Origin of the sequence: Novosphingobium sp. P6W (assembly GCF_000876675.2) — a bacterium.
Taxonomy (GTDB): domain Bacteria; phylum Pseudomonadota; class Alphaproteobacteria; order Sphingomonadales; family Sphingomonadaceae; genus Novosphingobium.
Window position 1 is genome coordinate 653522 of sequence record NZ_CP030352.1, and the last position, 18674, is coordinate 672195.

The following is an 18674-nucleotide window of genomic DNA, read 5'->3' on the forward strand; positions in this document are numbered from 1 at the left end:
TTCAGCGGCTTACGCAGATTTGCGTGGTCCGTGGGCGGGCGGAGGTGTGCGCGGCATAATGTGGTACACCTCGTCACCCTGAACTCGTTTCAGGGTCCATTCCTCCGCCTGACCCGGTGGGCAATTCCACAGAACCCAGCAGGCGGTTTGCTGCCGCAGACACCGGGGTAGCGGCGCGATGGACCCTGAAACGAGTTCAGGGTGACGATGATTTTTGGCGCTGCTCTTGCTCGTCGTCCGTACCGAAATCAGCGCAGCTGGTTGAACAGGCTCAGGCTGGAGAGCTTGGCGAAGCCGGCCTGGCTGGCTTCCAGCACCGTGAGCGTTTCCTGAAGCCGCGCCATGGTGGAGGCGATGTCGGTGGCGCCGAGATCCGTCTGTTCGGCGGAGCGCAGTTCGCCCCGGTCGATGCGGCGCTCGCCGGTCAGTTCGATCCAGGCGAGCCGGGTGCCGACCACGGTCTGCCCGGTAGTCAGGGTGTCGAGGCCGGTCTGGAGACTGGCGAGGGCATCGTTGGCTCCGACAGTTGGTGTCGTCCCGGCCTTGAGCGCGTCGGACAGCGCCTTGACGGTGGCCATGACGTCGCTCTGGTTGCCGTTCCTGTCGGTGAAGGTCAGGAACTGCGGGCCAGTCATCGAGCGGGTGACGCTTTGCCCTTCGCCCAGTGGCAGGTCTTCGCTGCTGGCGGTGCCGACATAGGCCGCGTTGCCCGCGGCATCCAGCTTATAGGCATCGCCCGTGCTTTCGCCGCCGAACAGTGCATGGCCGTTCGAATCGCGGGTATTGGCCAGGCCGAACAGCGCGGCGTGGACCTGATCCAGTTCGGTCGCCACGGCGCCCCGCTGCTCGGCCGTCAGGGTGGAGGATGCGGCCCGGGTCGCCAGTTCCTGCGCGCGGATGATGGTGTCGGCGATGTCGGACATGGCACCGTCGGCCAGCGTCAGGTATGCATTGGCGCGGTTCGCGTTGGCGGTGTCGATCTGCGACAGCGTCTCCTGCCGCGACAGGGCGCGCAGGCGCGAGGCGGCGACCGGGTTGTCGGAAGAGCGGCTCAGCTTCTGGGTGGTGCTCAGCTGGCTTTGCAGCGATTCCGCCTGTCCGCGCAGGGCTTTCATGTCGGTCCGCGACTTGTCGAAGAAGGCGCCGGTCGAGGTGGAAATGGTCGTCATGGGGGGCTTACCTGATCGAGAGGATGGAATCGAAGATGTCGCTCGCGACCTGCATCACCCGCGCCGAGGCCTGATAGGCCTGCTGGAAACGGACGAGGTTCACGGCTTCGTCATCGAGGTTCACGCCCGCCTGAGCAGACAGCGCGGACTGCGCGCTGCCCGCAATCGCGGCGAGGGCATCGCGGGTGATCGTGCGGCCGGCGACGGCGCTGGACACGCCGAACTGCAGCGTATCGACCGCGCCTGAAGGGTCCGCCGTTTCGAGCGCGCCGCGCATCGCGGCAAGGTTGGTCATGTCGCGGCTGCCTGCCGCAGCGCCCGCAGGTGCAGTGGCGATGGCGGTGCCTTTGCTGGCGACCATCGCGATGTCCGCCGCGCTGGTGCCGGAGAACAGCGGCTGGCCGGGGCTGCCCTGAAGGTCCACGCCGCCCGCTTGCGCGGTGTTGATGGCGCTGGCGATGCCGCCCGCGATGGTGTCCAGCTGCGTGCGTGCGCCGGCCAGTTCCACCAGCGCCTGCGCCTTGCCGGCAATCGCGCCGGAGCTGAGCGTCACCGCCTGGTTGTTCACCGAGAACGACACCGTGCCGTTCGCCGCGCTGGCCATCGACAGCGTCTTCGCCGCTGCGCCCGATACCAGCGAGGTGCCGGTCGGCCCGCCCAGCGTGACCGATACGGACTTGTCGGCATTGATGGTGGTGGTGATGTCGGCATGATCGCTCAGCTGCTGGAGCAGGCTATCGCGCTGGTCGAGCAGGGTGGACTGGTCGCCCGATGCATCGCCGCCGCTGCGCATCAGCCGCAGGTTCACTTTCGCGATTTCTCCGGCGATGCGGTTGACGGTGTCGACGCCGTCCTGCGCTTCGAAGCGCAGGCCCTTGCCCGCCGCGTCCAGGTTCTGCGCGGCGGTGTTGAAGGTCTGCGCCATGGTGCGCCCGTCCTCGATCACCTGCGCGCGCAGGGAACCGTCGGTGGGATCGGACACCAGTTGCTTGAGGCTGCCCTCGAAAGCGACCACCGAATCGTAGACGCCGGTCTGCTCGATCGCGGTCTGCACGCTTTCCAGCCCTGCCACTTCGGCCGAGGCGCGCGCGGCGTCGGAGCCGGTGCGGCGGACCTCGGACTGGCGGAATACGTCGGCGTTGCGCACGATGCCAGTGATCCGGGCGCCGGCCAGGTTGATGCCGGTGGGCGTGGCGTTGAGCGATCCCGCCGTGACTTCGGCCACCGAAACGCTGCGGCGCACGTAGCCTTCTGTCTTGGCATTGGCGATGTTGTTCGCCGTCACGTCCAGCGCGGTGCGGGCAACGCGGGCGCCCGAACGCGCGATCGAGAGAAGGTCGGATGCCATTATGCTACCTGGTTTTCCGTTTGCGCGGCGCCCGGGCTTCGACAAGCTCAGCCTGAGCGGGGTTCGTGGGAGGGGCGCTTGCCCCGAATACTAGAACGGCAGTGCGGCGCGGATTTTCAGGGTTGGCGGTGCATTGGCTTTCCGTTTCCGCTTCCCTCTCCGCCAAAATCCCCGTCACCCTGAACTTGTTTCAGGGTCTATCGGGCAGCGTAACCCGTTGGCCAGGCTCGCCAGCCGCCCGGTCGGTTTGCGGCGTGAAAGCGCAGGGCTTCCGACCCGATGGACTCTGAAACAAGTTCAGGGTGACGGAGTGGGAGGGGCAACGGATTGCGTCAGGCACCGTCCGGTGGTGACGGGTTGGGAGGGCGACAGGCTGCGTCAGCCGCCGTCCGGCTTCTTGGTCGTCGAGCCATTTCCCGCAACATCCGCTCGTCCTGAGCTTGTCGAAGGACCGCCCACGAACTTCGCCATCTGCTCCTCCAGTATCTTCGCAAGGCCCAGCACGCCTGACTGCACCGTGGCGTCGGCGACATTCTCGTCCTGAAGCTGGCGAAAGGTGTCGAGCGCCTGCCCGCCGGAGATATCGCCTGCGCCGCCCTCTCCGCCGAAGCTGGACTTGCGCGCGGCGCTTAGCATCTCGCGCACGAATACGGCTTCGAACTGCTTGGCGACGGTGTGCAGCTTTTCGCGGTCGGTGGCGTCCGCTTTGGTCGCCATGCCGGGTGCTGCGGGAAGAATCGTGCTCATATGATGACCATTTCCGCCTTGAGGGCGCCGGCCTGTTTCAAGGCTTCGAGGATCGCCACGAGGTCGGACGGAGTGACGCCCAGCATGTTGAGCGCGTCGACCACCTTGGACAGCGAGGCGCCGCCCCGGAAGAGCGCGACAGAGCGGTTCTCCTCCTCGACCGAGACGTTCGAGTGCTGCTCGGTCGCCGTGCGGCCCCGGCTGAACGGGGCGGGCTGGACGACCTGCTGGTTCTCCTCGACGCGCACGGTCAGCTTGCCGTGGCTAATCGCGGCGGGCGAAATGCGCACGGCCGAGTTGATGACCACGGTGCCGGTGCGGCTGTTGACGATCACCCGCGCGGCGGTTTCGGCCGGGTTCACGTCGATCATCTCGATCGCGGCCATCACGCTGGCGCGGCTGTCGGGATTGCCCGGCAGGCGCAGGGCCAGGGTAACGCCGTCCTCGACCGAGGCGGTGTTCGGCAGGCGCGTGTTGATCGCATCGCGCACGCGTGCGGCGGTGAGAAAATCCGCCTCGAACAGGTTCCAGCGCAGCATCTCGCCGCTGTCGAAGCCGGTGGCGACGGCGCGCTCCACGCTGGCGCCTTCGGCAATGCGGCCCACGGTGGGGATGTTGACGGTGACCTTGGACCCATCGCGCCCCGAAGCGTCGAGACCGCCGACGGCAAGGTTGCCCTGCGCCATCGCATAGACCTGCCCGTCAGCGCCGTAGAGCGCAGTAAGGATAAGCGCGCCGCCGCGCAGGGATTTGGCCTTGCCGATGGTCGAAACGGTGACGTCGATACGCTGGCCGGGCTTGGCGAAAGCGGGCAGATCGGCGGTTATCATCACGGCGGCGGCGTTTTTCAGCCCGGGCGCGATGCCGGGCGGCAAGGTCAGGCCCATGCGGCCCGAAACGCCCTTCATCGCCTGCGTCAGGTATTCGAGATTGTCGTCCCCCGTGCCCGGCAGGCCGACGACGACGCCGTAGCCGGTGAGCTGGTTGGTGCGCACGCCCTGAAACTGCCCGAGATCGCGCACGCGCTCGGCATGGGCGGGGACGGTGAGCAGGGTGAGGGCGAGGGCGGCGCGGGCGAGGTGCGCGAGCAAGCGTATGCCGCCCCACACTCCGTCATTCCCGCGCAGGCGGGAATCCATCTTCGAGGGCCCGCGTAGCCATGCAGGACAGGAGATGGATTCCCGCCTGCGCGGGAATGACGAAAGTAAGGAAAGAAGCGTCATCTGCATCCTCAGAACGGCGAGATCTTGTTGAAGAAGCGGCCCAGCCAGCCTTGCTTGCTGGCCTGCTGGAGCGCGCCCTTGCCGGTATATTGGATGCGCGCATCGGCCACGCGCGACGAGGCGATCTGGTTCTCCTGATCGATATCGGCGAGGCGCACGATGCCGGAAAAGCGGACCCATTCGTCGCCCTGGCTGATGAGCATCTTCTTCTCGCCCCGCACCAGCGCGGTGCCGTTGGCCCGCACCTCGGCGATGGTGACCGACAGCGTGGCGTCGAGCGCGGAGGTCTGCGCGGCGCTGCCCTGTCCGTTGAACGAGGAGTTCGAGCCGGCCTTCAGCGAATTGGGTTTCAGCAGCTGCGAGATCAGGCCCGTGGAGGGCGGGGTGATGGAGGCGCTGCCGCTCTTGCCGCTCTTGGAGCTGACCGCCTTGGACGCGGTGGTGCTCTCGGTCAGCAGGATCGTCAGCGGATCGCCCACCCGCGCCGCGCGCGTGCCCTGATACAGCGGGGCGTAGCCGGCCGAGACGTTGAAGATCGAGCCGGTCGGCGGCGCCACGGGTGCGGGGGCCACGGGCAGGCTGGCCTCGAAGCCGGAAGGCTGTGGCGGCTTCTTCGCCAACGCCGGGGCGGCGGTGAGGGCGAGGCAGGCCAAGGCGGCGTGCTTCGACAAGCTCAGCATGAGCGGGTTTTTGTGTTTCGGCATTTCCTGTTTCCGCTCATCCTTAGCCTGTCGAATCCGCTCATCCTGAGCTTGTCGAAGCCGTTCATCCTGAGCTTGTCGAAGGATCATCACAGCGTCTGGTTGGCGTTGCGCAGCATTTCATCCACTGCCGAGATCATCTTCGAATTGATCTCATAGGCGCGCTGCGTTTCGATCATGTCGACCAGTTCCTCGACGATGTTGACGTTGGAGCCTTCCAGCATTCCCTGCCGGATGTGGCCGCGTCCCTGCTCGCCGGCGATGCCGATCTGGGCGGGGCCGCTGCCGGCGGTTTCCAGCATGAAGTTGTCGCTGGCGGACTGCAGCGCCACGGGGTTGGTGAAGCTGGCGACAGTGATCTGCCCCAGCTGCGTCGGCTCCGATTGTCCGGCAAGCTGCGCGGAAACGGTGCCGTCGTCCGAAACGGTGATCGTGGTCGCGCCTTCGGGCACGGTGATGCCCGGCTGCACGGCATAGCCCTGCGAGGTCACCAGCTGGCCTTCGGCGGTGCGGCTGAAATTGCCCGCGCGGGTATAGCCAAGCTGGCCGCCCGGCAGCTGGACCTGAAAATATCCGTCGCCGTCCAGCGCCAGGTCGAACGAATTGCCGGTGGTCTGCAAGGTGCCTTGCGTCTCCATCCGCGTGGTCGACTGCACGGCGACGCCGGTGCCCAGATTGAGCCCGGTGGCGTAAGCCGTCTCGGTGGAGGACTGCGCGCCCGCCACCCGCGCATCCTGATAGGCGAGCGTGGCGAAGTTGGCCCGGTCGCGCTTGAAGGCGGTGGTCGATACGTTGGCGAGGTTGTTGGCGATCACGCGCATGCGCGTATCCTGGGCCTCTAGCCCGGTGCGGGCGACCTGAAGTGCGGAACTGGGCATGGTCTAAATCCTCTGGCGTTTCGGTGTTCGGACGGCGTTGTCAGTCTAGCCGCATCAGGCGCGCGCCGGCTTCGTCGAGCTGCCCTGCGGTCTGGACCAGCTTGGTGCGCATATCGAAAAGCCGCTGCGCCGCGATCATCTCGACCAGTACCTCGGAAGGGTTGACGTTGGACTGCTCCAAGGCTCCGGGAATCACCTGAGCGTTCTCGTCTACCGGCAGAATTCCGCCATTCGGCACGCGAAACTGGCCGGCGATATCCTTGACGATCCGCGTGCCGGCGGTGCTGACCAGCTTGAGCTTGTCGATCACCTGCGGGGCGGCGTCGGGGGTGTCCGGGTCCTGCACCAGCACGCCGCCGTCCGGGCCGATCGTCACCTTGGAGCCGGGGGGAACCGAGATCGGGCCGGAACCGCCGATCACCGGCAAGCCGTCGCCGTTCTGCAGCACGCCGGTGACGGTGACCGAAAGATCGCCGCGCCGGGTGTAGCTTTCCTGCCCATCGGTGGCCTGCACCGCCAGCATCGCATCGCCCTGCATGGCAACGTCGAGCGCGTAGTTCGTGCGGTTGAGGCCGCCCGCCTTCATCGATGCGGCAGAGACCTCGGTGCTCGACAGGCTGCGCACTTGCAGCTGCGGGCCTTCCAGCGTGGTGGGCGTGGCCTGCAGGATTTCCGCCTTGAAACCGACGGTCTGCGCGTTCGACATGTTGCTGGCGATGACGCGCTCGCGGTTGAGCGAGGCGTTCATCCCCGAGACGGCGGTGTAGATCAGGCGGTCCATCGGCAGGTCCTTGAAGGGTGGCGTGCCCGGCGGGGGCTTCGACAAGCTCAGCCTGAGCGGGGAGAGGTAGCTCAAAAACAACTTTTGTCGCCCGAAGGGGAAAGGGGCGGTTCAAAACCAACCCCGCTCACCCTGAGCTTGTCGAAGGGTCACAACGCCTAGGTGCGCAGGTTGATGACGGTCTGCGAGATCTGCGTGGCGGTATCGATGGCCTTGGCGTTGGCCTGGAAATACCGCTGGGCGCTGATGAGATCGACCAGCTCCTCGGCGATATCGACGTTCGAACGCTCCAGCGAGCCGGAGTTCAGCGGGCCGAACGCGCCCGAACCGGGGGCGCCGTAATTGGCCGCGCCGGACTTGCCGGTGACCTTCCAGCTCGAATCGCCGACCTGCTTCAGGCCCGAGGGGGCGACGAAGTTGGCCAGAGCCACGGTGCCCAGCGTCACATTGCTGCCGTCGTCGTAAGAGGCGACGACCATGCCTTCCTGGTCGATGGTCACGCTGGCATAGGCGGAACCGGCGGCGTTCGTGGGGGCGACCTGCGCGTCCTGATGGACCGCGGTATTGGTGACGCCGCCCACGACCGGGAAGATCTGCAGACGCGCACCTTGGGCGTTCTTGATGAAGCCGCTGCCGTCCACGCTGAAGGCCCCGTTGCGGGTATATTCAGTCTGGCCGGACTTGGGCGAAACGGTGGTGAAGAAGCCTTCGCCGCCGATGGCGAGATCAAGCGCATTGCCGGTCTGCTCGATGGCGCCGACGTTGAAATCCTGCGCGATCACGCTGACGCGCGAGCCGATGCCGACGGTCAGCGAGGGGTCGGTGACGATTGACGACGAGATGATGTCGGCGAACTGGGTGGTGCTCTTCTTAAAGCCGTTGGTTTCGGCGTTGGCGATGTTGTGCGAGATGACGTTGAGTTCGGTCTGCGCGTTCTTCAGGCCGGTGAGCGAGGTGTAATAGGACATCTAAGATACTCCGGGAAAAGGGTTTCAGGCGGTCTTGTCGGTCTGGGAAGCGGCGAGTGCGGCCACTGCATCGGCGGTGGATTTCTGCGCCTCGGCCAGCGTGTCGAGCTGGCCGGAGATGGTCTTGAGCGTCTCGCCCATCTCGGTGGTCCCGGCGAGCGAGGAGAACTGCGCCATCTGCGCCAGCATCTCCTTCTGATCGACCGGATCGAAGGGGTCCTGCTGCTGCATCTGGGTGGTCATCAGCTTCAGGAAATCGCCCTGGTTCAGGGACGAGAGCGAGGTCTTGTTCGCCGCTGCGTTCGAAGCGGCGGCGCTGGTTACGGCAGTGACGGTCATTTCATCCTCATCGTTTCGAGCATCAGGTTCTTGGCGGTAGACAGGGCCTCGACCATGTTCTGGTACTGGCGCGAGGCTTCGAGCATCTCGACCATCTCGGCGTTCTCATCGACGGGAGCGGACCACACATCGCCGTTCTCGTCGGCAAGCGGGTGGTCGGGATTGTGCTGGCGCACGGCGGCCGCCTTTTCCCGCATGACGCCCGATACGGCGACAGTGGAAAGGCCGCTGGCGCGGTCGAGGTCTTCGGAAAAGACGGCGCGGATCGGCTTGTAGGCGCCCTGTTCGGTGCCCGATACGGAACCGGCATTGGCCAGGTTCGAGGCCGCCGCGTTCATCCGCACCAGCTGCGCCGACATGCCGCGCTGGGCGACGCCGAACAGGTTCATGGGACCTGACATCGTCAATCCCCCCGCAGCGCCCGCTTCACGGTATCGACCCGTGAGCGGATGAATTCGAGCGTGGTCGAATAGCCGACCGCGTTTTCGGAGAAGGAAAGCTGCTCGTTCTGCAGCTCCACCGTATTACCGTCGAGCGAAGGCATCACCGGCACGCGGTAGAGCGTGGCCGAACGGGCAGCCTGATCGGTCCCGGCACCGGCGTCCGCCGCCTTGATCGCGGCGGTGAAGTCGATGTCGCGGGCCTTGTATCCGGGGGTGCCGGCATTGGCGATGTTGGAGGCAAGCACGCCCATGCGCTGCGAGCGCAGTTCCAGCGCCTTGCCATGTATTCCGAATAGATCCTGCGGCATTGGGTGGTGTCCCGAACTGTGTGCCGGGTGTTTCGCAAGAGGCGTGCCAATCGGTTGCAATGCGGGTTTTCGGGGAGGTCGGTGTGTGCCTGTGGGGGCTTCGACAAGCTCAGCCTGAGCGGGTTCCGGGCGTTTTCAAAGCCGGGAACACCCTCTCGGCACCGCTCAGGCTGAGCTTGTCGAAGCCCCCAGCCTCCTCCCCCCCAACCCGCCGACCGGCAAGTCCTTGCCGCCCACCGGCAAATGCGCGCCTGAGGCTGAATTTGCCGCCTGCCGCCCCGTTCTCTGGTGCAAATGGAGTACGGCCGATGATCTCCCACACCCTGTTCGACCCTGCCGGCGCTGCGATCGTCGTCGGGGGCACCTGCCTTGCCACCGTGCTTCGCTGCGGTGTCTGGGACACCCGCATGGCCTTTGCCGGGGTAGCCCGGTTGACGCGCCCGCGCTTTCGGGCGGCGCAGGCGCGGGCGGAGCTGGCCCCGCAGGTTCAGGAAATCCAGCAGGACGGCGTCATCCGCGCCGAACCCCACCATTTCGGCGACGAGGAATTCGATGCCGTCACCGATGCGCTGATCGGCTCGCGCTCGATGGGCGGATTGCAGGGCGCCCACGTCTCGCACAAGCGCCGCCGCGTCGACCAGAGCCGCCGCGCGGTGCGCACGCTGGAGCAGGCGGCGGAACTTTCGCCGGTGTTCGGCCTGGCCGGTACGCTGGTCGCGCTCACCCGCTTGCCGGCCGATCCCGGCGCGGCGTCCGATTTCACCAGTGCCATCTCGATGGCTGTGCTGACCACGCTTTACGGGCTGCTACTGGGCAACCTCCTGTTCGCGCCGCTTGCCCGCATGATCGCACGGCGCGCGGCGCAGGAGGAGCATGAACGCCAGCGCGTGCTCGACTGGCTTGAAAGTCAGGTCGCGGGCGCTCTGCCGGGCGCATTGCCGGGCGGGGGCAGGCGGTGAAGGGCACCAGTTCGTTCGGCTGGCAGACTTCGCTGGCCGATCTTGCCCTGATCCTGTTCATGCTGAGCGCCGCCTCGCTGCACAATCGCCCGGCCAGCCAGGCGAAGGCCGACCTTCATGCCTCTGCGCAGTCCGAACCCCTCGCGGTCTACCACGCCGCTGCGGGCGCCCCGCCTCTGGACATGTGGCTGGAGCAGCAGGCGGCCGATCCGCGTCAGCAACTTACCATCACCGCCCGCTACGGCGCCGCGCCCGGCGCGCGCGATGCGGCTCTGGCCGAGGCTGCGCGCCTGCTCGCCGAAGCCGGAGCGCATGGCCGCGCCGCGCGGATCGTGGTGGAGCCGGGGGCCGGTCCCGCCCGTGTCGCCCTGGCCTATGACGTGCCGGAGCGCTGAGAAGCTGGCACGGGACTTGCTGTGACGGGGCGGTACGCTTTTGTACGCGCAAAGGTATCCGAATGCCCGCCAGCCTGCTTCTTCTAGCCACTGCCGTGTCGGCGCAGTTCGCCGATCTCGACGCCATAGACCGCCAGATCGCGAGCTTCACCGGCGCCCCGGCAGGCGAGACGGGCGGCGCGGCAACACCTGTGGACCGCCGCCTGCGCCTTCAGCCGTGCCATTCCGGCGTGGCCATGTCGTGGCGCACGCAGGCGCAGGACAGTGTCGTGGTGCAATGCGGTGACCCTTCCGGCTGGCGGCTGTTCGTGCCGGTTCGCAGCACCGAAGCAGGGCAGGGCGGCCCCGCTGCGATCTCGCGCGGGGATGCCATCGCGATCGCCGTATCGGGCGATGGCTTCACCGTTTCCCAGCCTGGCGAGGCGATGGAATCCGGTCCGGTAGGCGGCTGGATACGGGTGCGGCCGCTGGCTGGGCCCGGCGCCAGCCTTGCCGTCCGCAACCAGATGATGCGCGCGCGGGTCGAGCGGCCGGGGCTGGTTTCCGTTCCCATGCCCTGACCGCAAATCCAGCCGGCAACCGGCAAGTGGCAAAAACCTGCCGCCCGCCCCCTTTAAACTGCCGCGCCGATGTCGTTCTGCAAAACAGGACATCTCAAGGAGCGGCAAATGCCACCTATCGAACTGGGATCCGCGCAGCGCATCGGCGCAGTCGATACCCGGCTGGCCCGTGTGACGGGCGGTGACACGGCCACGGTCAACACTCGGCCAACCACTTCCGTTTCCGCGGCTCCGGCCGTGGAGACTTCGCAGGCCTTGAACGCGGGCGCTGCCCCCATCGACACCGACCGGGTCGCATTGATCCGCAAGGCGGTGGAATCGGGCAACTATCCCGTGGTTCCGGCCAAGATCGCCGACGCCATGATCGCGGCCGGCATGTTGCTCAGGAGCGCCCACTAAATGCCGACTTTCCCACTTCGCCCAAGCGAGCTTAGCGGTGCCTTGCGGCAAATGCTTGCCGTTCTGGAAGACGAGCGGCAGGCCCTTGCCGGTCTGGACCTCGACGCGATCGTCGGGACCACGTTCGACAAGAACCGCCTGTGCGGGGCGCTGGACGGTCTGGGCGCGATCCATCTGGATGAGGAATGCCGCTCGATGCTGGACGCGGCGCGCCGGCTTAACGAGGTGAACCGGCAGGTCCGCAACATCATCGCGGCCAACGTCACGCGGCGCCTGAATGCGCTGACCGGCAGCCCGCAGCTCTACCGCATCCCGCCGGGCTACGCGATGGCGGCAAGGGGCTGACCGCCCGGCTGCTCCAGGAAATCTGGCACGGCTCTTGCTGAAACGCTCCCGGTACATGGTGTGCCGGGAGTTTTGGTTTGAGCGACGGACAAGTCTTCGCAGGCATTGCAGCGCGGTCGGCAGCGGGGGCCACATCCGGCGGCTCGCAGGTACGCGCTGCGATCGCCCATGCGGCCGAGGCCACCGGCGTCGATTTCCAGTACCTCATGGCGCAGGCCAAGCTGGAATCCAGCTTCGACCCCAGCGCCCGCGCCGCCACTTCCAGCGCGGCGGGGCTGTACCAGTTCACCTCCGGCACCTGGCTTTCCACGATGGGCCGCCACGGCGCCGAACACGGCATGGGCTGGGCCAGCGATGCGATCCAGGGCGGCACGCTCGATCCCGCCACGCGGGCTCAGGTGATGGGGCTGCGCTACGACCCGCAGGTTTCGGCGCTGATGGCGGGCGAACTCGCCGCCGACAACCGCGCCGATCTCACCGCGCGCCTTGGCCGGGAGCCGGATGCCGCCGAACTCTACCTCGCGCATTTCCTTGGCTCGGCCGGGGCAGGGCAGTTCCTCGAGGCACTCGCCCAGAACCCGAACCAGAGCGCGGCGGGTATCCTGCCCAAGGCCGCCGCCGCCAACCGCGGCATCTTCTTTTTAGGCGGCGCGCCGCGTTCGGTCGGGTCGGTCATGGCGCTGATGCGCGGCAAGGTGGCCGGCGCCATGGAGGGCGACTTCCCGCCCGGCATCGGCGGGGAATGGACACCCGGATCGCCCTCCCTCGGCTATGAAAGCGTCGCCCTGGAAGCCGCCAGCTACCAGCCTTCCGGCCCCATCGCGCGCGAGTTCAACGCCGGGCTTCCCGCCGCCGCCAACACCGGCCAACGCTCGATGGCCGATACCCTGCAAGCCGCGTTCGGTACGTCCGGCTCCGCCGCCAGCGGCCATGTCCGCGATGCGTACTCCAAGCTGGCGAGGCTTGGTCTGTGAATTTGCTGGGACGTATTCGCAACGCCGGAGCCGTCGCGCTGCCGGCGGGCATCCTCGTGCTTATCGTGCTGATGATCGTGCCGGTGCCGGCCTTCGTGCTGGACGTGGCCTTCGTGCTCAACATCGCGTTGTCGGTGGCGGTGCTGATGGCGGCGATGAACGCGGAAAAGCCGCTCGATTTCTCGGCCTTCCCTTCGGTCCTGCTGTTCGCGACGCTGCTGCGGCTTTCGCTCAACGTCGCCTCCACCCGCGTCGTGCTGGTCCACGGGCACGAGGGCGAGGCGGCGGCGGGCAAGGTGATCGAGGCTTTCGGCGCCTTCCTCATCGGCGGCAATTTCGCGGTTGGCATCTTCGTGTTCCTGATCCTCGTCATCATCAACATGGTGGTGGTGACCAAGGGCGCGGGGCGCGTTTCGGAAGTTTCCGCGCGCTTCACGCTGGACGCGCTGCCGGGCAAGCAGATGGCCATAGACGCCGACCTTGCCGCCGGCCTGATGACCGCCGACGAAGCCAAGGCGCGCCGCCGCGAAGTGGCGACCGAGGCCGACTTCTACGGCTCGATGGACGGTTCTTCCAAGTTCGTGAAGGGCGACGCCATTGCCGCGCTGCTGATCCTGGGCGTCAACATCATCGCGGGCTTCTGCCTTGGCATGATAAGCCACGGGCTGACCGCATCGCAGGCCGCGCAGACCTATATCACGCTGGCGATCGGCGATGCGCTGGTGGCGCAGGTGCCCTCGCTGCTGCTGTCGATCGCCGCCGCCGTCATCGTCACCCGCGTGTCCGACAGCCGCGACCTTGCCGGGCAGATCGGCAACCAGTTTGCCGCCCCCGGCACGTGGTTGCCGGTGGCCGTGGTGCTTGGCGCGATGGGCATGATCCCGGCCATGCCGCAAAGCATCTTCCTGCCCGCCGCCGCGCTGGCGGGATGGATGTGGCATGCCCTGCGAAAGCGCGCCGAACGCGCCCTCATCGCCTCGGTCGAAGTGGCGGAACCCGCCGCGCCCGCCGATCCCTCGCGGATCGAGCTGGAGGATGTTTCCGACCACACCCTCGTCACCATCGAGCTGGGCTACGGCCTCGTGCAGCTGGTGGACGAGCGGCGCGGCTCGCCGCTGGTGACGCGGGTTACGGGTGTGCGCAAACAGCTGAGCCAGTCGTTCGGCTTCATCGTTCCGCAGTTCCGCGTGCGCGATGCGCTGGACATGCCGCCGCATGAGTATCGCATCGTGCTGGGCGGCGTGAACCTGGGCGGCGCGGCGATCCGTGCCGACAAGGTTCTCGCCATCGACGCGGGCGAGGCCAGCCCCCACCACGCCCTGCGCGGCGAGCCGACCTGGGACCCCAGCTTCGGCTGCCCCGCCCTGTGGATCGACCCCGCCGCGCGCGATCACGCCACTGCGGAGGGGTTCCTGACCGTAGACCCCGGCACCGTCATCGCCACGCACCTGAACCAGTTGCTTTCGGCGCGCCCGCAGGACCTGCTGGGCCCGGATCAGGTGCGGGCGCTGATCGACTCGCTGAAGGAACACTCCGCCGGGCTGGTCGAGACGGTGTATCCCGCGCCGCTGACGCTTGCCGGCGTCACCCGCCTGCTGCGCGCGCTGCTGGAGGACTACATCCCGATCGCGCATCTGGTGCCGATCTTCGCCAGCCTTTCACGCGCCGTCCAGCAGACTGTGGACCACGACCGGCTTGTCGAACTGGTCCGCGCCGATCTTGGCGCGCTGATCGTCGGGCGGGTCTGCCCGCCCAGCGAGCGCTTGCCGGTGGTGACGCTGAATGCCGGGCTGGAGGCGGCGATCGTGCAGGGCATGGTCGATCCCGCCACTGGCCAGCCGGTGATCGAACCCGACCTGGCCCGCATGATCGGCGAGCGCATCACCGCTCTTGGGGAAATGCGCGGCCCTCACGCGATCCCGCTGACGCTGGTGGTGCAGCCCCGCGCGCGCCGTGCATTGGCGGCGCTGCTGCGCCTGCGCGCGCCCGGCTGCCTCGTCCTTTCGATCTCCGAACTGCCCGCGACCCAGCCGATCGAGGTCATCGACGTGATCGGCGCCGCCGCTCCGCCGCAGGAACCGCGCGGCCTTCCCGCACCTGACAACGCCGAAAGCATGGCTGCATGAACCAGATGTCCTTTCAGGGCGCTTCGCCGTCCGCGTCTCCGGCAGCGATGCGTGCCTATCAGGGCGACGTGGGCGACCGTGTGCGGCGCTTCCTGCCGATGGTGCGGCGGCAGGCCTGGCATGTTCATGGCAGCGGCAGGCCGGGGATCGAGCTGGAGGACCTTGTCCAGGCGGGCCTCGTCGCGCTTACCGAATGCGCGCAGAAACACGCCGGGCCGACCGAGGACGGCTTTGCCGCTTATGCCAAGATGCGCGTGCACGGGGCGATGGTGGACATGGTCCGCCGCAGCCTGCCGATGTCGCGCGGGGCGGGTGAGCGGCGGCGCCTGCTGGCCGAGAAGGAAACCGCCCTACGCGGCAACCTTGGCCGCGAACCGCGTCCGGCCGAGTTGGCGCAGGCCATGGGCATCGACGAGCGGGAACTGGCTTCCCTGCGCGCATCGAGCCAGCCGCTGCGCTTCGATTCGCTGGATGACGCCTATTCCGACCAGAACATGGCCTTCGCCGCCGAAACGCCCGACAGCTTCGCGATGCTGGCGGGCGAGGAAACGCGCGGCGCGGTGATCGCGGCGATCTCCGACCTGCCGGACCGGCTGAAGCTGATCGTCCAGCTCTACTTCGTCGAGGAACTCAACCTGGCCGAGATCGCCGAAGTGTTGCAGGTCTCGGTGCCGCGCGTGCACCAGCTCAAAGCGCAGGCGATCGACAAGCTGCGCGCCAGTCTGGAAGGCGTGGCCGAGGTGCTGTGACGCCGCCGCAGGGTGTGCCGTTTCAGGCTGCGGCTACTTCCAGCCTCGCTTTCGGCGGCTCGGCGCGGGGAAGTCTTCGCCCCAGCCAGCGCGTCAACGGGCGCTCGATGCAGATATGCAAGGCAAGGCCTGCGGCAGTGCTCAGGACGACATACAGCAACATCGCGGCGACCGGAAGTTCCCGTGCCAGCGCTTCCCCGCCGATGCGTTTGACGAGGCCGAACAGCAAGGGATGGACGAGGTACAGGCTATAGGACGAATCGCCCGCCAGGATGAGCCAGCGCGGTACTTCGAGGTGGCCCGATGCCAGGATCGCCGATGAAGCCAGCACCGCGCCCAATGCCAGAACGGCAATCCGCCACCACACAGGATCATGGTGATCCGGGATAAGGGTCTGCTGCAACACAAGCATCACCAGACAACCGGCAGCAAGGCCCAGAAACGGATGCCGATTGTGCATCGCCGGGTAGGATTTGTGGAGAATGGCCAAGCCGATACCCAGCAGGAACGGCAGCAGCAGGGGGTCCGTCCATTCCTGCACCAGGGTCGACGGGTCATGATAGTGCCAGATGGGATTGAGAATCTGGTCTGTCAGCAGGAGCACTCCGAGCGTGCAGCAAAGAAGCATCAGGCCGCGCCGGACGAGCAGCGACACCGCGAACAGAACGTAGAAAAACATCTCGAAGTTAAGGGTCCAGCCGACGCCGAGCAGCGGGCGGATCAGATGGCCGTGGACGATATAGGGAATGAACAGAAGCGATTGCATCACCTGGACCATACCCACAGGCTGGGCGTTTCGCAGGATGATGACGAGGGCCAGCATGGTCATCATCCAGTATAGCGGGACGATGCGTATCAGCCGTTTCTGCAAAAACGAGACGGAAGCTCCGGGCATCCCGAACGTACCGCGACTGATGTAGACCATGATGAAGCCGCTGACGGTGAAGAACATCAGCACCCCGAGCGAACCCAGCAATTCGTAGGATCGAGCGGGCAGAATGAGCGAACCGAAACCGCCCGCCCAAAGCGCGCCGTGAGCGATCACGACGAACCAGGCGGCTACAGCGCGCAGTCCCTGTACGGCGTCCAAACGTTGCACGCGGCCCCACCTCCCTTGCCTCAAGGTCCCCGGCAGAGGTTCCCGGATTTCGGGAGGCAAAAGAATGGGTGCTGCTAACCGGGTAAAACTACGAGCCTGCCTTTTGCGCCAGCAGCGCCGGGGTCAGCACCTGCGGCAGTGTCTCGGGCTTTGCGCCCTTCGCGTACCACACGTAAAGCGGCACCCCGGCCGCGCCCCGCGCGGTGAGGTAACGGGTGATCTCGGGATCGCGGCGGGTCCAGTCACCGCGCAGGACGACGACGCCGGCCTTTTCGAAGGCGGCTTTCGTGTCCTCGCGCTCGATCGCCACTTCCTCATTGACCTTGCAGGTCAGGCACCAGTCGGCGGTCATCCAGACGAACACCGGCCTGCCTTCACTCTGCGCCTTGGCGAGGGCTTTGGCCGAGAACGGTTTGGCGTTGATGATCGACGCCGTTTCGCCGGGCTGATGCTGCGGCTCGGGCATTGTCAACACGCCGACAGCAAGGATGGCAAGCGCCACGCAGGCGGGGATCAGAGCGGGACGGCCGCGGCGCTGGTTTCGCCCGGCAAGCGCCAGAAGTGCCACCAGCATCGCCGCCAGCGCCAGCACGTAAGACAGCGAGGCAGAGCCGCCGAGACGCCACACCAGCCATGCCAGCGCCAGGGCGGTCAGCGCCATCGGCACGGCCATGATCCGGCGGAAGGTGACCATCCACTTGCCCGGCCGGGGCAGGCGCCGACGCAGGGCCGGTACGAAGGCGATGGCAAGGAAGGGCAGCGCGATACCCAGGCCCAGCGCCGCGAACAGCGTCAGCGCGGGAGCGACCGGCAGCAGCAGCGCGGCACCCATCGCGCTTGCCATGAACGGGCCGGTGCAGGGCGTGGCGACGAAGGCGGCGAGCAGTCCCGTGGCGAACGAACCTTGCGCGCTGCCGCCGCTGGCGAAGCCCGGCACGGCGAATTCGAACAGGCCCAGCAGATTGGCGGTGATGGCCACAGCCAGCGCGAAAAGCGAAACGACGACTGCCGGTTCCTGCAACTGGAACGCCCAGCCCACTTGCTCGCCGCCTGCGCGCAGGGCCAGCAGCCCCGCGCCCAGGATCAGGCAGGCGGTGATGACGCCGGCGGCATAGGCCAGCCCTTCGACCCGCGCATGGGCTTCGCTTTCGCCGGCCCGGGCCAGGCTCAGCGCCTTGAGCGACAGGATCGGGAAGACGCAGGGCATTACGTTGAGCAGCAGGCCGCCCGCCACCGCCGCCAGCAGCAGCCAGGGCAGTGCTGGAAGTTCGGGCGCATCGGTATCGCTCGCCACCGGTTCGCCGCCAGTGGGCACGGGGCCGGGCTTTGCGGTGAGGGCGATGCCGTTGCCGAAGCCGTCGAGGCGCAGCACGGCGTCCACCGTGCCGGCCTCGGTGGCGGCGAAATCAGGGCGCGGGATGGTCACCAGCAGGACGTCGCCCTTGCGGCTGAACATCTGCGCCGCCGCATAGTTCACCAGCTTGTCCTCGCGCACGAACAGGTGCGGCGCCTCCAGCTTGACCGAGGCGGGCAGGGGGATCGCGAGGCGCAGCGTCTTGTCGGTCAGCGCGAAGGCGGCAGGTGCATCGAGCGGGGCGGGAAGGGCCCGTGTCCACTCGTCAAAGCGCTTGGCGGTCTTCTTGTCCGGCGCTGCGCCGACAACGATCTCGGTGGCGAGTTCGGCGCGTTCGGGGACGCATAGCTGATCGGTGCAGGCTAGCCACTGCGCCTTGACGCGGACCGGCAGGCGGGTGGCCGCTGCCGCCTTGGCGGGCAGCATCACCGGCACCAGAACCGCATATTCCTTTTCGTAGACGTGGTTCATCAGGCCCTGCACCACCAGCGTGCGGGGCACCGGATAGGCCGGCTCGCCAGCGCTGGCGCCTTCGGGAAGCTCCCATGCCAGCTGCATGCCCAGCCCCGCGTCGCCCGGGTTGATCCAGTAGCCGTGCCAGCCCTTTTCGGGCGACATGCGGATCGCCAGCGTCGCCTTGCCGTCCACGATCGGACCGGCGACCAGCTCCGCCGCGATATGGGTGGGCGCCGCCTGGACCGGCAGGGCACTTGCGAGAAAGACTCCCAAAAGCGCCGTGAGTTGACATAGAACCGTCACAAGGGCGGCGTAGCGGCGCGAGGTCATGATGCTTCCCGTGTGTTGGCCAA

The 18674-nt window shown here is 67.1% G+C and carries 21 protein-coding genes; 8 read left to right on the forward strand and 13 right to left on the reverse strand.

Annotation, left to right across the window (positions count from 1 at the left end; all coding sequences use genetic code 11):
- Positions 1-248: 248 nt before the first annotated feature.
- The 11 genes from TQ38_RS03255 to flgB all read right to left on the reverse strand — a co-directional run bounded on the left by TQ38_RS03255 (position 249) and on the right by flgB (position 8905).
- Complete coding sequence (locus TQ38_RS03255; RefSeq protein WP_043972440.1) at positions 249-1169, reverse strand: flagellar hook protein FlgL; 921 nt, start codon at positions 1167-1169, stop codon at positions 249-251.
- Positions 1170-1176: 7 nt separating this feature from the next.
- Positions 1177-2517, reverse strand: a complete 1341-nt coding sequence (gene flgK / locus TQ38_RS03260; RefSeq protein ID WP_043972437.1) for a flagellar hook-associated protein FlgK — start codon at positions 2515-2517, stop codon at positions 1177-1179.
- 378 nt (positions 2518-2895) lie between these two features.
- Complete coding sequence (locus TQ38_RS03265) at positions 2896-3264, reverse strand: rod-binding protein (protein ID WP_043972434.1); 369 nt, start codon at positions 3262-3264, stop codon at positions 2896-2898.
- Positions 3261-4403 (reverse strand): flagellar basal body P-ring protein FlgI, encoded by a 1143-nt coding sequence (locus TQ38_RS03270; protein WP_082057571.1) that lies wholly within the window; start codon positions 4401-4403, stop codon positions 3261-3263. Before TQ38_RS03270 ends, TQ38_RS03265 begins: the two co-directional genes overlap by 4 nt.
- 92 nt (positions 4404-4495) lie before the next feature.
- Positions 4496-5191 carry a flagellar basal body L-ring protein FlgH gene (locus TQ38_RS03275; RefSeq protein WP_052505597.1) on the reverse strand — a complete coding sequence of 232 codons (696 nt, stop codon included), beginning with the start codon at positions 5189-5191 and terminating at the stop codon, positions 4496-4498.
- A gap of 86 nt (positions 5192-5277) precedes the next feature.
- Entirely contained in the window at positions 5278-6066 is a 789-nt protein-coding gene (gene flgG, locus TQ38_RS03280) for a flagellar basal-body rod protein FlgG (protein WP_043972432.1), read from the reverse strand.
- Between the two features lie 40 nt (positions 6067-6106).
- Positions 6107-6922: a flagellar basal body rod protein FlgF gene (locus TQ38_RS03285; protein ID WP_370059784.1), complete on the reverse strand. Its 816-nt coding sequence runs from the start codon at positions 6920-6922 to the stop codon at positions 6107-6109.
- A gap of 83 nt (positions 6923-7005) precedes the next feature.
- A complete protein-coding gene (locus tag TQ38_RS03290) occupies positions 7006-7815 on the reverse strand; it encodes a flagellar hook-basal body complex protein (protein ID WP_043972427.1) in 810 nt (269 codons plus the stop codon).
- A 24-nt stretch (positions 7816-7839) separates the two neighbouring features.
- Positions 7840-8154, reverse strand: coding sequence for a flagellar hook assembly protein FlgD (locus TQ38_RS03295; RefSeq protein WP_043972425.1), 315 nt, complete (start codon positions 8152-8154; stop codon positions 7840-7842).
- The gene (gene flgC, locus TQ38_RS03300; RefSeq protein ID WP_043972424.1) at positions 8151-8555 is read right to left on the reverse strand and encodes a flagellar basal body rod protein FlgC; all 405 of its coding nucleotides are present in this window, start codon (positions 8553-8555) and stop codon (positions 8151-8153) included. The genes TQ38_RS03295 and flgC overlap by 4 nt, the downstream gene beginning before the upstream one ends.
- Before the next feature lie 2 nt (positions 8556-8557).
- Positions 8558-8905 (reverse strand): flagellar basal body rod protein FlgB, encoded by a 348-nt coding sequence (gene flgB, locus TQ38_RS03305; protein WP_043972421.1) that lies wholly within the window; start codon positions 8903-8905, stop codon positions 8558-8560.
- 308 nt (positions 8906-9213) lie between these two features.
- Here flgB and TQ38_RS03310 point away from each other — a divergent pair, with 308 nt between their 5' ends.
- The 8 genes from TQ38_RS03310 (at position 9214) to TQ38_RS03345 (ending at position 15412) form a co-directional block, all read left to right on the forward strand.
- Positions 9214-9864: a MotA/TolQ/ExbB proton channel family protein gene (locus TQ38_RS03310; RefSeq protein WP_043972419.1), complete on the forward strand. Its 651-nt coding sequence runs from the start codon at positions 9214-9216 to the stop codon at positions 9862-9864.
- Entirely contained in the window at positions 9861-10259 is a 399-nt protein-coding gene (locus tag TQ38_RS03315) for a hypothetical protein (protein ID WP_043972417.1), read from the forward strand. The genes TQ38_RS03310 and TQ38_RS03315 overlap by 4 nt, the downstream gene beginning before the upstream one ends.
- A 62-nt stretch (positions 10260-10321) precedes the next feature.
- A complete protein-coding gene (locus tag TQ38_RS03320) occupies positions 10322-10819 on the forward strand; it encodes a flagella basal body P-ring formation protein FlgA (protein ID WP_043972415.1) in 498 nt (165 codons plus the stop codon).
- Positions 10820-10927: 108 nt separating this feature from the next.
- Positions 10928-11218, forward strand: coding sequence for a flagellar biosynthesis anti-sigma factor FlgM (flgM, locus tag TQ38_RS03325; protein WP_052505596.1), 291 nt, complete (start codon positions 10928-10930; stop codon positions 11216-11218).
- Positions 11219-11563 carry a flagellar protein FlgN gene (locus TQ38_RS03330; RefSeq protein ID WP_043972412.1) on the forward strand — a complete coding sequence of 115 codons (345 nt, stop codon included), beginning with the start codon at positions 11219-11221 and terminating at the stop codon, positions 11561-11563.
- Positions 11564-11640: 77 nt separating this feature from the next.
- Entirely contained in the window at positions 11641-12537 is an 897-nt protein-coding gene (locus TQ38_RS03335; protein ID WP_240197935.1) for a transglycosylase SLT domain-containing protein, read from the forward strand.
- 2 nt (positions 12538-12539) lie between these two features.
- Positions 12540-14663, forward strand: a complete 2124-nt coding sequence (locus TQ38_RS03340) for a flagellar biosynthesis protein FlhA (protein ID WP_370059795.1) — start codon at positions 12540-12542, stop codon at positions 14661-14663.
- Complete coding sequence (locus TQ38_RS03345; RefSeq protein ID WP_052505595.1) at positions 14660-15412, forward strand: sigma-70 family RNA polymerase sigma factor; 753 nt, start codon at positions 14660-14662, stop codon at positions 15410-15412. The genes TQ38_RS03340 and TQ38_RS03345 overlap by 4 nt, the downstream gene beginning before the upstream one ends.
- 22 nt (positions 15413-15434) lie before the next feature.
- On the opposite strand, the gene TQ38_RS03350 is transcribed toward TQ38_RS03345, so the two are convergent.
- The gene (locus TQ38_RS03350; protein WP_162792200.1) at positions 15435-16511 is read right to left on the reverse strand and encodes an acyltransferase; all 1077 of its coding nucleotides are present in this window, start codon (positions 16509-16511) and stop codon (positions 15435-15437) included.
- Positions 16512-16599: 88 nt separating this feature from the next.
- Entirely contained in the window at positions 16600-18651 is a 2052-nt protein-coding gene (locus TQ38_RS03355; RefSeq protein WP_043972404.1) for a protein-disulfide reductase DsbD, read from the reverse strand.
- Positions 18652-18674 lie beyond the last annotated feature (23 nt).

Coding starts and splice junctions, on each gene's coding strand:
- TQ38_RS03255 (WP_043972440.1), bottom strand. CDS start 1,169: ATGACGACCATTTCCACCTCGACCGGCGCCTTCTTCGACAAGTCGCGG.
- flgK (WP_043972437.1), bottom strand. CDS start 2,517: ATGGCATCCGACCTTCTCTCGATCGCGCGTTCGGGCGCCCGCGTTGCC.
- TQ38_RS03265 (WP_043972434.1), bottom strand. CDS start 3,264: ATGAGCACGATTCTTCCCGCAGCACCCGGCATGGCGACCAAAGCGGAC.
- TQ38_RS03270 (WP_082057571.1), bottom strand. CDS start 4,403: ATGGATTCCCGCCTGCGCGGGAATGACGGAGTGTGGGGCGGCATACGC.
- TQ38_RS03275 (WP_052505597.1), bottom strand. CDS start 5,191: ATGCCGAAACACAAAAACCCGCTCATGCTGAGCTTGTCGAAGCACGCC.
- flgG (WP_043972432.1), bottom strand. CDS start 6,066: ATGCCCAGTTCCGCACTTCAGGTCGCCCGCACCGGGCTAGAGGCCCAG.
- TQ38_RS03290 (WP_043972427.1), bottom strand. CDS start 7,815: ATGTCCTATTACACCTCGCTCACCGGCCTGAAGAACGCGCAGACCGAA.
- TQ38_RS03295 (WP_043972425.1), bottom strand. CDS start 8,154: ATGACCGTCACTGCCGTAACCAGCGCCGCCGCTTCGAACGCAGCGGCG.
- flgC (WP_043972424.1), bottom strand. CDS start 8,555: ATGTCAGGTCCCATGAACCTGTTCGGCGTCGCCCAGCGCGGCATGTCG.
- flgB (WP_043972421.1), bottom strand. CDS start 8,905: ATGCCGCAGGATCTATTCGGAATACATGGCAAGGCGCTGGAACTGCGC.
- TQ38_RS03310 (WP_043972419.1), top strand. CDS start 9,214: ATGATCTCCCACACCCTGTTCGACCCTGCCGGCGCTGCGATCGTCGTC.
- TQ38_RS03320 (WP_043972415.1), top strand. CDS start 10,322: ATGCCCGCCAGCCTGCTTCTTCTAGCCACTGCCGTGTCGGCGCAGTTC.
- flgM (WP_052505596.1), top strand. CDS start 10,928: ATGCCACCTATCGAACTGGGATCCGCGCAGCGCATCGGCGCAGTCGAT.
- TQ38_RS03330 (WP_043972412.1), top strand. CDS start 11,219: ATGCCGACTTTCCCACTTCGCCCAAGCGAGCTTAGCGGTGCCTTGCGG.
- TQ38_RS03345 (WP_052505595.1), top strand. CDS start 14,660: ATGAACCAGATGTCCTTTCAGGGCGCTTCGCCGTCCGCGTCTCCGGCA.
- TQ38_RS03355 (WP_043972404.1), bottom strand. CDS start 18,651: ATGACCTCGCGCCGCTACGCCGCCCTTGTGACGGTTCTATGTCAACTC.